Genomic DNA, 16034 nt, shown 5'->3' on the forward strand with positions numbered 1-16034 from the left:
CCACTCTGGATCGTACTGGATAATCAACACCCTTCTATTTTTTTCAATTATGAAAAAATGTTTTTCGATAATGAAATAAAAATTAAGAAACAAGGAAAGCAAGTACGCAAAAGATCAGGCGTGACTATTGGCATTAAATTTGCAAAATACTAAATTTATTGAATAAAATAATTTTTCTGATTTAAGAAAGGGTGGCTACTATGAAGATCGAATATGAATACACCTTTGACATGCCTCGAGAAGTGGTATGGAACGTTATTCAGGATGAAGATGCGCTTCGTGCCTCCTTGCCGGGATGTAAAGCATTTGAACACGGAGAAGACGATGTGTATCATGCGGAGATGGGAGTAAGCATCGGTCCGGTGAAAGGTATTTTTACTGGTAAGGTTCAGCAGATAAATCAGGAAGAGCCTACCTATTATCGTCTCTTGGTACGCGGTAAAGGAAAGCCAGGTGAGATCGATGCAGTTGCTGATATGAAGCTGAACCAAGCGGAACAGGGAACGAAATTGATTTGCAGTGCTGATGTGCAGGTAACGGGTGTTCTCGCTTCTGTCGGTCAGCGCATTATGAACGGAGCGGCAAAAGTTGTGCTGGGCCAGTTTTTCAAAGCTATGGATAAGGAAATGAAGCAACGACAAACACAATGCTAATGAATCCTATACGGAGGTGGCCAGACGTGTCTGCAAAAAAAATAAAAATTTCGGTAAAGGTGAACGGGATTCAGCATACGGCAGAAGTGGAAGCGCGCTTGCTGCTCGTTCATTATTTGCGCGATGTTCTGGATTTGACAGGAACACATGTCGGCTGTGATACGACACAGTGCGGAGCCTGTACGATTATGCTAAATGGCGAAGCCGTTAAATCCTGCACCGTTCTCGCTGTTCAGGCGGATGGGGGAGAAGTGATGACGGTAGAGGGGATCGGCAGTATGGAGCAACTCCATCCGATTCAGGAAGGATTTTGGGAAAAACATGGACTGCAATGCGGATTTTGTACGTCTGGTGTCATGATGGCTACGATGGGATTACTGCAGGAGAACCCAGAGCCAACAGAACAGGAAATTCGTGAAGGCCTAAAGGGTGTAATCTGCCGCTGTACAGGTTATCAGTATATCGTTGGCGCAATCCAGGATGCGGCGCAGCGTATGTCCGAAGCCAAACGTGGGGAAGAGATCGAAACGCTACATGCGGGAGGAGGCAAATAAGAATGGCAAGCATGATTGGAATGCGGGTCAAGCGTAAAGAAGATCCTAAGCTGATTACCGGTAACGGGAATTTCACGGATGATATTAAACTTCCCGGCATGTTATATGCAGCGTTTCTGCGCAGCACACATGCCCATGCCCGAATCAAGCGGATCGATGTTAGTCAGGCTGTAGAGCTTCCAGGTGTTGTGGCAGTTTATACGGGAGAGGATCTAACGGGAAAGATAAAGTCTGTGCCGACATCCTGGTATGTGCCTGGCTGCAACTTGAAAGCGAAAGATCGGAGCCCCCTTGCGGTCGATAAGGTATTGTACGTAGGCGAAGGAGTAGCTATGGTGGTAGCGGAGGATCGCTATACAGCATACGATGCACTCAATGCGATTGAGGTGGAGTATGAAGAATTGAAGGCTGTTACCGGACAGGAAGCGGCGTTGAAGGACGGTGCGCCACTCGTACATGAGGATGTAAAGAACAACCTTGCCTTTCTTTGGAAAGCGGGAGATGTGCCAGATGAAGCATTCACCAATGCAGAAGTCGTAGTTCGTGAGCGGTATTATGAACAGCGGGTTGTACCGAACCCGATGGAAACGAGAGCAGCTGTAGCGCAATACAATTCGGGTAGCGGAGATATGACGGTATGGTGTACATCGCAAAATCCGCACATTCATCGGATGGTATATGCGGAGGTGCTCGGTATCCCGGAATCCAAGCTGCGTATTATAGCGCCCGATGTCGGCGGCGGATTCGGAGCCAAAATCGGCGTGTATGCCGATGAGGCAGTCGTGGCTTATGCTGCCCGTCATCTTAAGCGTCCTGTTAAATGGATGGAAGATCGGAAAGAACATTTTATGGCTACGAACCATGCCCGCGATGAAGTTATTGAAGTGGAGCTGGCCGGAAAACGTGACGGTACGATGACGGCGCTGCGTGTACGTAATACGGCTAATATGGGTGCCTACTTGTCTACGATGGGTGCAGGCGTTCCGACTATCTGCTTTGGTTTAATGGTAACCGGTGCCTATGCGATTCCACAGGCGGCAGTAGAAGTATATGGCGTGTATACGAACACGACGCCGACCGATGCATATCGCGGTGCAGGAAAGCCGGAATCCGCCTATCAAATCGAACGTGCGGTTGATGCGTTCGCGCGTGAGATTGGCATGGACCCTGTAGAAATCAGACGCAAAAATTTTGTTCCGAAAGAGAAGTTTCCTTACGATACTGCGATGGCAGTTACGTATGACAGCGGTGATTACATGCTGACATTGGACAAGGCTTTGGAGATAGCGGATTATGAAGAGCTTCGCCGAGAACAGGAAGCTTTGCGCAAGCAAGGACGTTATCTGGGCATCGGGCTTTCCACTTATGTAGAATTGTGCGGGCTTGGACCATCCAAAGTAGCTGGCGCCATCGGCCTGCAATTCGGGCAGTGGGAGAACGCTACTGTACGGGTACATCCGTCCGGTAAGGTAACTGTGCTCACAGGGGCTTCGCCGCACGGTCAGGGAGAAGATACGACATTTGCCCAGGTCGTAGCGGATAAGTTTGGTGTACCGCTAGAAGATATCGAGGTGTTACACGGCGATACACAGATGATACCGATGGGCTGGGGCACATACGGGTCGCGTACGACTCCGGTGGGTGGTGCCGCTGTAGCTATTGCAGCGGAACGTGTAACCGAGAAAGCGAAGAAAATTGCTGCCCATGAGCTGGAAGTATCTACCGAAGATCTTGAATTTTCTGATGGTATTTTTCAGGTGAAGGGTGTGCCGGGACACCAGCGTACATTCCAGGAAATTGCAAGATCAGCCAATATGGCCTGGAATCTGCCGGAAGGAATGGAGCCTGCGCTTGAAGCCCAATCATTCTTCGATCCATCGAATTTCGTCTACCCGTTCGGTGCCCATATTTGTGTGGTGGAAGTGGATTCGAATACAGGTCAAATCGAATTAAAACGCTATATTGCGGTCGATGATGTAGGGCGTGTCATCAATCCGATGATTGCGGAGGGGCAAGTGCATGGCGGACTGGCCCAGGGAATTGGGCAAGCGTTATGGGAAGGTGCGGTATACGAAGAGAATGGTCAGCTTATTTCCGGTACATTCATGGATTATACGATGCCTAAGGCTGATTTTTTTCCTGTGCTGGAAACCGCCTTTACCGAAACGCCTTCCCCGGTCAATCCATTAGGAGCCAAAGGCGTCGGCGAGACGGGAGCGACAGCTTCTCCACCGGCGGTTGTCAACGCCGTGCTGGACGCCTTGCGACCGTTCGGTATTACGCATCTGGATATGCCGCTGACGCCTGAGAAGGTTTGGAGAGCGATGCAGAAAGGGAGGAAGGAAGCATGATACCGAGCACGTTTGACTATGTCCGCGCCGAAACGGTAGAAGATGCTATTAAGCTGCTAGTGGAAAGCGAAGGGGAAGGGAAGCTGCTTGCCGGAGGCCACAGCTTGCTGCCGTTAATGAAATTCCGTTTGACTTCACCGGGTACATTAATCGATATTAACCATATTTCCGATTTGCAGGGCGTTCAACTGAAGGATGAGAGGCTAGTGGTCGGTGCGCTTACTACTCATCGTGACATAATCAAGGATCAGCTCGTTCAGGAGCATATTCCCGTGCTTGCACAGACTGCCCGTCAAATCGGAGATATACAGGTTCGTAGCCGCGGCACAGTCGGGGGAAACATTGCACATGCCGATCCGGCCGCCGATTTGCCGGGGGTTGCACTTGCATTGGAGGCGGAGATCGAACTGCAAGATGAAGACGGCAAACAGCGGGTGAGCGCCGATGGCTTTTTTTTCGGACCGCTGTTGACCGCTTTGCCTGAGACGAGTGTTCTGACAGCCGTCTCTTTCCTTATTCCGCCTATGCATGCGAAGAGCGTCTATGTAAAGTATGAACATCCGGCTTCGGGCTATGCGGTGGTTGGTGTATGCGCGATTGCAGGGAAAAATGCCAGCGGTAAGGTGGATTTCATCCGGGTTGGGATTAATGGAGTGAGTGATGTTGCCTATCGAGCCTCTGCGGTGGAGGAAGCGCTGCTGGGCAAAGCGGTGACGGAAGAAAACATCCGCAAAGCGGCACTGCTGGCGACAAAGGATGCAGAGATGAGCGGAGATATGTTTGCTTCTGCCGAATATAGGAGCCATCTCTGTAGTATATATACGGAACGTGCATTAAAACAAGTATTGTTGTAATCGAGAGGACCCTCTGTGCTGAGGGTCCTTGATTATCCGGGAAAGAAAGGGGATGGGACGAATCGAGACGAACATGATGTTCATTGAACAAGCTTTTCAGGAACAAGGTTATGTGACAGACCGTTCGACTGCCACGGCACTGCAACTCGTGATGGCACTAAAAAAACCACTGCTTGTGGAAGGGCCTGCAGGCGTGGGAAAAACTGAAATTGCCAAAGTATTGGCCCGTGCACTGGATACACGGCTTATTCGGCTGCAGTGCTACGAAGGGCTGGATGTAAATACAGCATTATACGAATGGAATTATCAGAAACAGCTGCTTCATCTTAAACTAACAGAGCAAAGCGGAATGACACCAGCGGAAAGGGAAGCCGAAATTTTCAGTTCAGATTTCCTGTTTCGCCGCCCGCTTCTTGAAGCAATTTCGGATGTGGATGCTTCACCGGTGCTACTAATAGATGAGGTGGATAGGGCAGATGAAGAGTTTGAAGCCTTTTTGCTGGAGGTGTTGGCCGAATTTCAAATAACGGTTCCTGAGCTTGGTACACTTTACGCCCGGCATCGCCCCTATGTTATTTTAACGTCCAACCGGACGCGGGAATTGAGTGAGGCCCTACGGCGCAGGTGCCTGTATCATTGGATTTCGTATCCGGATCCGGAGAAGGAGAAGGCGATTCTGGCTTCACGCTTACCGGGCATTGACACACGATTGGCAGGACAAATTGTAAACATAATGGAGAGAATACGCCGTATGCCGCTTGATAAAATTCCGGGTGTCGCGGAAAGCCTGGATTGGGCGCATGCTTTGACTGTACTTCACCAGGGCGAATTGGATGCACAAACTGTAAAAGAAACACTTGGATGCATCGCCAAGGATCTGGATGATTGGAAACAGATTGAACAGGCGTTAGAAGAAGGGTGGATGTCCGGCAATGTGTAAGGTGCTGTCGGGGCATGTTTTGCGTTTCTGTCAACAGCTTCGTCAAAATGGTGTAAACGTAGGTCCGGGTGAAACGATGGATGCTCTGCGAGCACTTGAAGCAGTTGATATGGCTGATGAACGTATCTTCCATTCGGCGCTTCGGCTGGTGCTTTGCTCAAGTCTGGAAGAACAGGAAAAATTCGACCGTATTTATCAGCTATATTTTCATTCTCAATATAAAAAAGAGGATAAAGCTGGAATCGCGTTGTTTTCGGAAGAAATGCACACAGATGATAAACAAGAAAAGGATAAACGGCAAGAACGGTATGCACCGGGAAGCGTTTTGGCCGCGCCGTCGAACGATAAGATGGGAGAAAGCAAGGGCTTCTCTCTTTCCGCTCGTCTTGCACTTTATGATGTAAACGGTTCGGCAACTCCCTGTATCCCGCAGGAGAAGGAAGCGGAAGTGCTAAAAAGTGCAAAAGACCTTTGTCGGCAGGTGCAGCTTTGTAAAAGCCGGCGCTGGAAGCCGATGAAGCATGGTGTGCGACTGGATATGCGTAGGACCTTTCGCAAGAGCGTGGCATATGGGGGAGAAGTTCTAAATCTGGTCCGTAAAGGGAAACCTCCGCGTCAGGCGGAATTTGTTCTATTGTGTGATGGAAGCCGTTCCATGGAGGGGATCGCCGAGACGGTGCTGCAATTCGCCTGGGCACTGACCCGTTCTGCGAAACGGGTGGAAACATTTCTATTCTCGACTCGGCTGAAGCGCGTTACAGGTCAATTTAAGCTTGCGTTTGGCAAGGCAAGGCCAAAGCTTACGGTACAAGGAACGGAATGGGGCGGAGGCACGCGTATTGGTGAGTCGTTGGATACCTTCGTGTCACGTTACGGCTCACAGCTATTGAATCCGAACACGATAGTGATTATTGCCAGCGATGGATTGGATACAGGAGCTATAGAGGAATTGGAGAGTGCCATGCGTATCCTTCGTCGCAAAGCGGCCGGGATAATATGGCTTAATCCGCTGCTGTCCTTATCTGGCTATCTTCCGGAAGCAAGAGGGATGAAGACGGCTTTACCCTACATTGATGTATTTACTTCTGTAGAAAGTTTGTTTACCGGTTTGCGATGGCTTAAACCAATACGATGACAGAGGTGGTACGGTGACGGAAAATTTACAGATAGCCTTGGCCATAGAAGAAGCGGTGCGATCAGGAAGGCAAATAGTGCTGGCAACCGTAGTAAAAGTGAAAGGCTCCGCGTATCGGCGCGAGGGGGCGAAGATGGTTATTGATGAGCAAGGCGGCACGTGTGGCATGATTTCGGGAGGTTGCCTGGAGCCTGATGTAGTGCAGATGGCTGAAGAAGTTATCAGCAAAGGAGTGCCGTTGAACAAACAGTATGTTCTGGATGAAGATGTGGTATGGGGATTGGGGCTAGGTTGTCCAGGAACGGTGGATCTCTACCTGGAGCCCGTTGCGCTTGAAGATACAAAACCAGCCGGTCCGTTTGGTGTCTGGTTAGCTTGTATGAAAGAGAAGAAGGCCGGTATACTCGGCACGGTGCTGAATGAGAAGGCGGAAGAGGGGCGAGGCCGGATTTTTGTTTCTGAAGAAGGGATGGTTACAGGTAGTTTAGGTGCATTTATGCTCGACGAATGGTTTGTAGGAATAGCAAAGCGCAAGTTGGAGGAGCAAGCCCCGAAATCGGAGACGAAACTTTTTACATTGCCGGATGGAGAGAACATAGAAATATTTACCGATGTGCATGTTCCACCGATTGAACTAATGATTTTCGGTGCCGGACATGACGCCATTCCGCTAGCAAATATAAGCCGTACACTAGGGTGGCAAACGACAGTGATTGATCCGCGTCCTGCCTATAATGATGACCAGCGCTTTCCGGGAGTAAATCGAATTCTCATTCATCCTTCCTCTTTTCAGGAGAAGGTAAGCATCGGTCGGCGGACATATGTAGTCGTGATGAATCATCATCTGGAACGGGATCAGGAAACGCTAAAGTTTGTTCTGCCATCAAACGCGCCGTACGTTGGCGTGCTGGGGCCGCGTTCCCGGCGGATTCGTATGCTTGAAGCGCTTGAAAAAGAGGGGACAATATTTGCGCCTTTGTGTATGGAGAGGGTGTACAGTCCAGTCGGTCTTGATATCGGTGCCGTATCACCAGAGGAAATCGCGACGAGTATTGCTGCGGAAATTCTATCGGTTCGAAATGGCCATAGTGGCGGATTTCTTCACGGGAAGGAAGCGATCCACCAACCGGGCTTTCATGCCTGCAGGATAAATAAGTAGGAAGGGGCATGTGTATGCAGTCCGATATAGCAGCCTTAATTCTTGCGGCCGGGGCGTCAAGCCGGATGGGAAAACCTAAGCAATTGTTGAAACTGGGTGAAAAATACATGTTGGAACAAGTCATTCGGCTGGCCTTATCTGCCGAGTTTACGGAAATTGTGGCGGTAGTAGGGTGTCACTCGGAACAAATTCGTCGGCTTATTCCAATAGAAGACACCAGGTTCAGATGGACGGTGAATCCTGATGCGCTAATGGGACAGAGTACGTCGCTGCAAGCTGGATTTCGAGCGTTAGGAGAAGGAGTGGAGGGAGTGATGGTCTTGCTCGGAGATCAACCTTTCATTTCTGAAAAAACCATTCGTCACATTTTCGAAGAAGGAAGCTCTATATTGAATGAAACACAAGGTTCCGTCGTCATTCAACCTTCATTTCGAGGCCGGATTGGGCACCCTGTATTTTTTGTTAGGCCGCCGCATGCTGATATCCTCTGCCTGCAGGGAGATCAAGGGGCTAAAGGCATTTTAGGGAAGCTGGACGGACGTATTTTTGTACCGGTAGAGGATGAAGGAACTGTAATAGATTTGGATACGCCGGAAGATGTTAAACAGTATGATTTCAAAAATGAAAAATAGATTTCTTTTTTGAAAAAATGTTGTTGTGTAACGATATGATATGCCTGATTTTATGATGGATTTCATAGTTGGTATTTTTCTTGCTTCCTTTTGAAAGAAGCAAGGGTAAAAGTACATATTTTTGAAAGAGGTGAAGCAACGCATGATACGTTACGAATATGGCGGAGATGAGTTTGTCTTTGTCGAATTAGCGGAAGAGATGAGCCTTGAGGCGAATTTCCGGGGAATGGCTATTACTCGAAAATTAAGAGAAAGACAACTTCCAGGCATTCTCGATATTTGCCCTTCGAATGCTTCCTACATGATACGGGTCGACCCTGATCAATTGCATCCGGATGCGCTTATTGCAGAATTGAAAAATCTGGAGGAATCCGTTTCGTTAGATGATTTTGAAATTTCTGCCCGTTTGGTAGATGTACCCGTTTTATTTGAAGACCCATGGACGCATGAAGCGCTAATGCGTTTCCGGGAACGCCATCAGGACCCGAATTCTACCGATCTGGAGTACGCGGCTCGTATTAATGGTTTCAAATCCAAAGGGGAATTAATCGAGGCGATTACCGGATTTCCCTACCTTGTATCCATGGTAGGGTTTGTCCCGGGCCTGCCCTGGTGCTATCAGATGGTTCCGCGCGAGCAGCAGATCGAAGTGCCGAAATATGTTCGTCCACGTACCTTTACACCGGAGCGGGCATTTGGTTTTGGCGGAGCTTTTGCGGTTATTTATCCGGTGCAAGGTGCAGGTGGGTATCAATTATTCGGTATAGCAGCCGCCCCGATATACGACAGGGAGCAGCGGTTGCCAGACTTTAAGGACGCCATCACCTTTCCGAAGCAGGGGGATATTTTCCGCTATCGTGGTATTACGATGGATGAATATGAATCGATTCGTAAGCAGGTAGAGGACGGAACCTTCCGCTATTTGACCAAGGAGATTACATTCACTCCTGATGAAGTGACCGAGAATCCGCAACGGTTCTCCGAAAACGTGTTGGGGAGGTTATATGAATGATTCACGTACTTAACCCCGGGCTTCAGACCACGGTTCAGGATCAAGGCCGTATCGGCTATTATGAAATCGGTATGCCCCCCTCTGGAGCGATGGACAAATACTCCTATACAATTGCCAATCTGCTTGTCGGTAACGATGAGAATGCAGCTGCATTGGAGATTACGTATATGGGTCCGACGCTTGAGTTTAGGGAGAATACAGTTATTGCCGTAACGGGCGGGGAGATTCCACCGAAAATCAATGGGAAACCGATACCCATGTGGGAGACTGTTTCCGTTGCGTCTGGCGATCAATTATCGTTTGATTTTGTCAAGCAGGGAGCACGGGTGTACCTTGCCGTTGCGGGTGGTGTGGATGTACCGGCCATTATGGAATCGCGTTCTACGTATACATTGTGTGGCATCGGCGGATTTGAAGGCCGTGCATTGCAACAGGGGGATGAACTCCGGGTTGGCCCTGTGGCTCGTGAATCCGTCCGGGTTGGAACCCGTGTGCCGGATGCGTTGATTCCACAGTTCGCCAAATCGCATGAAATCAGGGTTGTTATCGGACTTTGCAGCTACCGTTTAACAGCGGAGAGTAAGCAAAGCTTCCTTTCCCAGGAGTGGACAGTAACGCCGGAAGCAAACCGTGTCGGATACCGCTTTAAGGGGGAGCGCCTGGGTTTTGTGCCGCGCGAGCAACCGTTCGGAGCGGGGAGCAATCCATCGAATGTAGTGGATTTAGGCTATCCAATCGGTTCCATTCAGGTGCCAGACGGCGTGGAGCCGATCGCTCTCTTGAATGATGCAGTAACAGGAGGCGGCTATGCTACGATTGCTACGGTTATCAGCGCTGATTTGAACCGGATGGCGCAGATTAAAAGTAATGAAAAAGTGCGTTTTGTGTCCGTTACGCTGGAAGAAGCACTGCAGGCCAGAAGCGAAGTGAAAGATAGGATTGCGCATATCAAGCAAGCGATTGCAGAAAATGGGAGGTAACAACTTTGTCAGAAAATAAATCAATTATTTCACCAGTTCCAGGTATATTTTATCGCAAGCCGTCTCCTGATAAAGAAGTATTCGTAAATGAAGGAGATAGCGTAAAAGCAGGCGATGTTATCGGTTTAATCGAGGTTATGAAAAATTTCTATGAAATCAAAGCGGAGGCTGATGGAATAGTGGAGCGGTTCTGCGTGGAGAATGAAGACATCGTGGATGCGGGACAGGAAGTTGCCGTAATGAAATAAAAAAGATTCCTACAGGGATTCAAGATCGCTTGAGTCCCTGTTCTATCTGGAGGTAGATAAAATATGAGTTACTTTGACAAAATCCTAATTGCCAACAGGGGAGAAATTGCCCGGCGCATCATACGGACATGCAAGGATATAGGAATCCGTACCGTAGCTGTTTACTCGGAAGCGGATGTAGATGCCCCTTTTGTGGAGGAGGCGGATGAAGCAGTTTGCATCGGTCCGGCGCAGGCGAAAAAAAGTTATCTGGATATCGAACGGGTCATCCAGGTTGCAAAGGAAACCGAGGTTCAGGCTATCCATCCAGGGTATGGTTTTCTTTCTGAGAATCCGGTGTTTGTTCGCCGTTGTGAAGAGGAGGGGATTGTGTTTATCGGGCCAGATGCACGGATCATCGAACTGATGGGAAGCAAAATCGAAGCGCGTCGCCAGATGCAATCCGCTGGCGTCCCGGTTGTTCCCGGCTTTGATGGTAAGCTTGCTTCCGTGGAAGAAGCGTTATCTATAGCTGAGAAGCTGGGCTATCCGCTTATGTTGAAAGCAAGTGCAGGGGGAGGCGGCATCGGAATGCAGTTGGTGCATACCCCGGACGAATTGAAAAAAGCGTTTGACTCCACCATGCAGCGGGCCGCTTCCTATTTTGGAGACGGAACCTTATTCCTGGAGAAGTGGATTTCGAATCCACGTCATATCGAAGTGCAGGTAGCTTGTGATGCGCAGGGCAATGCGGTGCATTTGTTTGAGAGGGAATGCTCCGTGCAGCGGAGAAATCAGAAGGTTATCGAGGAAAGTCCGTCACCTTATCTTGATGAGCGCGCTCGTGCCGAGCTTTTGGAGACTGCCCTGCGAGGGGTAAAGCAGATTGGCTACGTTACTGTAGGAACGATGGAATTTATTTTTGATGATAAGAAGAATTTTTATTTTCTGGAGATGAATACCCGTTTGCAGGTGGAACACCCGGTAACGGAGGAGATTACGGGGCTGGATTTGGTAGAATGGCAAATTCGATTGGCGGCCGGAGAACCGTTGCCTTTGCAACAGGAGAACATTAGGAGAAACGGGCATGCGATTGAATGTAGATTATATGCAGAGGATCCACAAACATTCTTTCCGTCCCCGGGAACGCTTACGAGATTGCATATACCAGAAACCGATGTACGTTTAGACTTTGCCGTTGTAGAGGGAAGCGTCGTTACACCGTTTTACGATCCGATGATCGGGAAAATCATCACACATGGACAGGATCGGGCGGATGCAATACGTAAAATGGAAAAGGTGCTCGAGGCATGCAAGGTAGAGGGAGTAAAAACAAATACATCCCTTCTTCAGAAGGTCATGCGGGATGAAGAGTTTAGGAAAGGCCAGTATACGACGCGATTCCTGGATAAGCTGCTTGTGTAATTTTTCAATTATGAAAAGAATTTCAATTTAGAAAAATAATTTGTTATACTTGGGGAAAGCGGAGCCCGTTGTTGGCAGGAGGTGTACTGCATGATGATTTGGGAGCAAATTTTGCGCCCGATTTCGGCTATCATTGACAGACGAGCCGAGTTGCAGGACGTACTGCGCGAAATGCACGAACAAGGAACAGACATTGCTTTTGTTACGGAGAATGGAAACATCGTTGGGTACGTCCACACCGACTCCTTGTTGGAACAGCTTAGGGACATACCGGATTTGCAGCAGCCGATTCAGTACCGAAAGGACATCCTTAAAGTTCCCCATCTGCATCCGGTCGAATACTACCACAATATTTCGGTTGTGCTGGGAATGAATACGAATGGTGACATTACAGGTTACAGCACGGTTCGGCAGGCACGTTATCAGATGAACGAATTGCAGCTTACGCATATGAACGAGATACTGAATGGAGCCGGTGCAGGCGTAGTGAGAACAAATACCGACTTTGAAATTGAGTTCATCAATGAAACGGCAGAAAATATTCTGGGGCTATCCCGCTCTTTTCTCATAAACCGAAATTATAAGAAGTTGTTGACCATAAATAAGGATATAAACAGGGTCATTCAGGGCGAGACGCTAATGAGCGTAAGCAGTTCGATTAACTTTAAACAGATTAGCGGAAATTTTTCCCCTTTACGGATCGATGGAAAAGTAACCGGTCTGGTGCATATTTTTTTTCTGCGAGAGACATTTGAGGAAGCTGTGCAGGAGCTGGAATTTGTACGTAATTTGTATTCCGATTTACAAGCGGTATATGCCTCTTCCCATGAGCAAATTCTGGTGGTTAATCCTAACGGAGAGGTCATGCGGGTGGCCGGGACATTTTTAAAAGAGTTTTGGGAGATGAAGGGGCCTGAAGAAGTTATTGGCGGAAACATTTATGATTTTGAGAACAAAGGAATGTTCCGCCCAAACATCGTGGACCTATGCATAAAAAAGAAGAAAAAATTAACAATGATTCAGGATACGATCCGCGGACGTAAGGTCTGGTCGGTTGCAACGCCTGTGTATCATGAAGGGAAATTGGAGAAAGTCGTTGTCCTGTCGCGCGATATTACGGAAACAAGCCGTTTACGTGAAAAAACGGCACCAACGGCAAGCGAACAGGAAGCACTGGAGCAATCCATGCCTGTTTCCCATACAGATAAGCCGCTCATCTACCGTTCCCGTGTTGTAGAAGACCTGGTAGACGAGGTGAAGCGAGTAGCACGGGTTGATTCTACTGTTTTATTTACTGGGGAATCAGGGGTAGGAAAAGAAGTGTTTGCTAGAGCCCTTCACGCAGCCAGTCGCCGTAGCGAGCAAGCGCTTATCCGGGTGAATTGTGGCGCTATACCAGAGAGCTTAATCGAGAGCGAATTGTTTGGTTATGAGAGAGGGGCTTTCACAGGTGCGGATCAAAAAGGTAAGCCGGGTCTGTTTGAGATGGCTCACCGTGGCTCTATTTTCTTGGATGAAATCGGTGAATTGTCGCCGAACGTGCAGGTTAAGCTGCTGAGGGTGCTTCAGGAGAAGGAGATTGTTCGTGTAGGCGGTGTGCACACAATTCCGGTGGATGTTCGGGTTATTGCGGCTACGAATCAAAACTTGCAAGAGATGATAGAACGTGGAGAATTTCGCGAGGATTTATATTATCGACTTAATGTGATTCCAATCCGTATTCCACCGCTTCGGGAACGTATGGAGGATATTTTTTCCCTTTCTATTTATTTTCTTCAGCAATTTGCCCGTTCGTATCAGATAGAGAAAGGGTTTTCGCCGGAAGCGCTTGAGGTGTTGGAGAACTATGATTGGCCCGGTAATGTAAGGGAGTTGCAGAACATCGTAGAACGGCTGCTTGTCACAAGCCAGGGAGAATTTATTCAGCGTGAGGACGTATTGCGGGTGCTGTATGGCGAGACAGGAAGAAGGCGCAAGCAACCGATGGTGTTTGAGCTTATGCCGTTGAAGGAAGCGGTAGCCGAACTTGAAAGCCAGCTGATTGAACTTGGACTAAAAAAGTATGGGACAGCATTAAAAGTATCGGAAGCGCTCGGGGTTAGCCCGGCTACTATCAGCAGACGGATGAATAAGCGCTTGAGATAAAGGGAAGGGGGAGATCCCTTGTTTACGTTGCCGGAAACAAGGTTTGATTTTGGGGGAGATGAATATATTTACGCGGAAATCTCACGTGATATGAGCGCGGAGAGCAATTTTAAGGCGCTAGCAATCGTAAACGAACTGAGAGAACGCAACATTCCGGGAATTGTTGACATTGTTCCGTCTAATGCCTCCTATCTCGTCCGGTATAATCCCGAGATTCTTTCCCCCCGAGATTTACTGGATTATTTGAAGGAAATTGATATTACAAAAAGTGATCCGGCACAATTAAATCTGTCCATTCGTATGGTGGAAATTCCTACATGGTATGATGATCCGATTTCGCGTCAATATTCGGAGCGGTTTAAAAATAGGCATCAGGAACCGGGCCTGTCCAATTTTGAATTTGCGATGAAAGCAAATGGCTTTACGGATAAAGAAGCGTTTATTGAAGCGCATTCCAGGATGCCCAACTTGATTACGATGGTAGGTTTTTTGCCTGGAACAGCCTGGGGATTTCCGCTAGGTCTTGCCCCCGGAGAGATTATCCAGACGCCTAAGTATTTAAGTCCGAGAACGCATACACCAAGACAGGGGGTAGGCATCGGAGGAGCATTTACTGTTGTCTATCCGGTGAATGGGACGGGAAGCTACCAGTTAATTGGTATGTCAGCGGTTCCTGTCTATGACGCAGACAAGCGGCTCATTGATTTGGAGGATGCGTATTTTTTGGCACGGCCCGGGGATTTGTGGAAGCATCGGCCGATTGATGAACAGGAATATAATCGGATTGTTGCGGAGGTGGAGCAGGGAACCTACCGCTATCATATGAAGCAAATTGATTTTTCTCCGCAGGAATATGTAATGAAAGGAAAGGCATATATTCAGGAGTTGATGGAGGGATTCTGAATGCTGCGAATCAGAGAGGGCGGGTTATGGACAACCGTACAAGATATGGGACGTCAAGGATATTATCATCTGGGGCTTCCTCCTTCCGGCGCAGCAGATAAGTATTCCTTTATCATTGGAAATCTGTTGCTTGGCAATCCGGTTGAATGTGCCGGACTAGAGATGACGCTGCTCGGTCCTGTCATCGAATTTGGAAAAAAAACGAGTATAGCCCTAACGGGTGCATCGGTACAAGCGTTTATTAACAATCGGCCTCTTCCGATGTGGGAAGTGGTTGCAGTCGATGAAGGGGATGTTCTTTCCTTTCGATTTTGCAAAAAAGGAGTCAAAAGCTATCTTTGTGTTTCCGGCGGCATTCAAGTGCCGGAAGTGCTGGGAAGCCGTTCCACATATGTGCTAAGCAGGCTGGGCGGGCATGAAGGACGCAAGCTGGGTGTCGGAGATGAACTGATGATTGGCGAACCGCTTCCTGGGGCGTTTAAGCAAATTGGAAAGCGTGTGCCTGTCGAATTTATTCCCGAATGGAACGATGCTAAAAATTTGCGCGTTGTTATGGGGATATCAGGAAACCGGATAAGCGATGAAGGCATTAAGACGTTTCTTGATTCAGAATGGATCGTATCGGCAGAGTCGGATCGGGTGGCATACCGCTATATGGGTTCATCTATTTCCTTTGAAGAACATGCTCCTCCGTTCGGCGCAGGCAGCAGTTCCTCGAATGTAGTTGATTTCGCGTACCCTATCGGGGCCCTTATGGTCCCGAATGAAGGAGAGGTTATCGTACTGCTTAATGATGCTACTTCCGGCGGCGGGTTCGTTACAATCGGGACGGTTATCAGCCCGGACCTGGATCTGATTGCCCAGTCCAGACCAATGACGCGCTGCCGTTTTCTGACCATTACAGTAGATCAGGCGATACAGGCACGAATGGAGCGAAAGAAGCAATTGATGAGATTGGATGAAATACTTAAAGAACAGGGATAGAAGGAAGTCACACATCAGCGATGAGCAAACGATGCAGGACATGTTCCTGTGTGCGATTGATATAAATCCGGAAAACTGCT

General features: G+C 48.5%; 15 protein-coding genes. All 15 read left to right on the forward strand.

Features of this window, described 5'->3' with window-relative positions:
* Positions 1-200 precede the first annotated feature (200 nt).
* Positions 201-653: an SRPBCC family protein gene (locus HMPREF0083_RS13635; RefSeq protein ID WP_021622032.1), complete on the forward strand. Its 453-nt coding sequence runs from the start codon at positions 201-203 to the stop codon at positions 651-653.
* 26 nt (positions 654-679) lie between these two features.
* Positions 680-1207, forward strand: a complete 528-nt coding sequence (locus HMPREF0083_RS13640) for a (2Fe-2S)-binding protein (RefSeq protein ID WP_245191343.1) — start codon at positions 680-682, stop codon at positions 1205-1207.
* A gap of 2 nt (positions 1208-1209) precedes the next feature.
* On the forward strand, positions 1210-3558 hold the full coding sequence (locus HMPREF0083_RS13645; protein WP_021622034.1) for a xanthine dehydrogenase family protein molybdopterin-binding subunit: 2349 nt from the start codon (positions 1210-1212) through the stop codon (positions 3556-3558).
* Positions 3555-4412, forward strand: a complete 858-nt coding sequence (locus tag HMPREF0083_RS13650) for an FAD binding domain-containing protein (protein WP_021622035.1) — start codon at positions 3555-3557, stop codon at positions 4410-4412. Before HMPREF0083_RS13645 ends, HMPREF0083_RS13650 begins: the two co-directional genes overlap by 4 nt.
* Positions 4413-4464: 52 nt before the next feature.
* On the forward strand, positions 4465-5352 hold the full coding sequence (locus tag HMPREF0083_RS13655) for an AAA family ATPase (protein ID WP_021622036.1): 888 nt from the start codon (positions 4465-4467) through the stop codon (positions 5350-5352).
* Positions 5345-6487: a vWA domain-containing protein gene (locus HMPREF0083_RS13660; protein ID WP_021622037.1), complete on the forward strand. Its 1143-nt coding sequence runs from the start codon at positions 5345-5347 to the stop codon at positions 6485-6487. The genes HMPREF0083_RS13655 and HMPREF0083_RS13660 overlap by 8 nt, the downstream gene beginning before the upstream one ends.
* 13 nt (positions 6488-6500) lie before the next feature.
* Entirely contained in the window at positions 6501-7646 is a 1146-nt protein-coding gene (locus tag HMPREF0083_RS13665) for an XdhC family protein (RefSeq protein WP_021622038.1), read from the forward strand.
* Between the two features lie 14 nt (positions 7647-7660).
* A complete protein-coding gene (locus HMPREF0083_RS13670) occupies positions 7661-8278 on the forward strand; it encodes a nucleotidyltransferase family protein (protein ID WP_021622039.1) in 618 nt (205 codons plus the stop codon).
* A 142-nt stretch (positions 8279-8420) separates the two neighbouring features.
* Positions 8421-9290: a 5-oxoprolinase subunit B family protein gene (locus tag HMPREF0083_RS13675; RefSeq protein WP_021622041.1), complete on the forward strand. Its 870-nt coding sequence runs from the start codon at positions 8421-8423 to the stop codon at positions 9288-9290.
* Positions 9287-10270, forward strand: a complete 984-nt coding sequence (locus HMPREF0083_RS13680; protein ID WP_021622042.1) for a 5-oxoprolinase subunit C family protein — start codon at positions 9287-9289, stop codon at positions 10268-10270. The genes HMPREF0083_RS13675 and HMPREF0083_RS13680 overlap by 4 nt, the downstream gene beginning before the upstream one ends.
* A 5-nt stretch (positions 10271-10275) precedes the next feature.
* Entirely contained in the window at positions 10276-10518 is a 243-nt protein-coding gene (locus HMPREF0083_RS13685) for an acetyl-CoA carboxylase (RefSeq protein ID WP_021622043.1), read from the forward strand.
* A 63-nt stretch (positions 10519-10581) separates the two neighbouring features.
* A complete protein-coding gene (locus tag HMPREF0083_RS13690; protein WP_021622044.1) occupies positions 10582-11922 on the forward strand; it encodes an acetyl-CoA carboxylase biotin carboxylase subunit in 1341 nt (446 codons plus the stop codon).
* A gap of 90 nt (positions 11923-12012) precedes the next feature.
* Positions 12013-14067 carry a sigma 54-interacting transcriptional regulator gene (locus HMPREF0083_RS13695; RefSeq protein WP_021622045.1) on the forward strand — a complete coding sequence of 685 codons (2055 nt, stop codon included), beginning with the start codon at positions 12013-12015 and terminating at the stop codon, positions 14065-14067.
* A gap of 18 nt (positions 14068-14085) precedes the next feature.
* On the forward strand, positions 14086-14970 hold the full coding sequence (locus tag HMPREF0083_RS13700) for a 5-oxoprolinase subunit B family protein (protein ID WP_040302783.1): 885 nt from the start codon (positions 14086-14088) through the stop codon (positions 14968-14970).
* Positions 14971-15954, forward strand: coding sequence for a 5-oxoprolinase subunit C family protein (locus HMPREF0083_RS13705; protein ID WP_021622047.1), 984 nt, complete (start codon positions 14971-14973; stop codon positions 15952-15954).
* Positions 15955-16034: the final 80 nt, after the last annotated feature.

Source organism: Aneurinibacillus aneurinilyticus ATCC 12856 (assembly GCF_000466385.1).
Lineage (GTDB): Bacteria > Bacillota > Bacilli > Aneurinibacillales > Aneurinibacillaceae > Aneurinibacillus > Aneurinibacillus aneurinilyticus.